The 214-nt window shown below is 39.7% G+C and carries 1 protein-coding gene; it reads left to right on the top strand.

All coding sequences use genetic code 11. The features are described 5' to 3' along the window. The coding region (locus Q1A18_RS19065; RefSeq protein WP_299584757.1) for a hypothetical protein at nucleotides 1–214 on the top strand (214 nt) is incomplete at both ends.

Below are 214 nucleotides of genomic sequence, written 5' to 3'. Positions count from 1 at the left end.
CGATGAGGTGCGAAACATAAAGAACAAAAAATCAGCTCCGGTAACTGTTTTTTTCAGGGAAGGAGTATATCGTTTTTACAAACCTCTACTTTTTACACCCGACGATTCGGGTGAAGAAGGCAAAGACATTGTATATGCGGCCTATCAAAATGAAAAGGTAAGTTTTACCGGATGCCGGAAGTTATCGCCAAAATGGGAAAAGTATAGCGATAAT

Origin of the sequence: uncultured Sunxiuqinia sp. (assembly GCF_947495665.1) — a bacterium.
In the GTDB taxonomy this organism is placed as follows: Bacteria; Bacteroidota; Bacteroidia; order Bacteroidales; family Prolixibacteraceae; genus Sunxiuqinia; species Sunxiuqinia rutila.
This window is presented reverse-complemented; position numbering and strand designations above follow the sequence as displayed.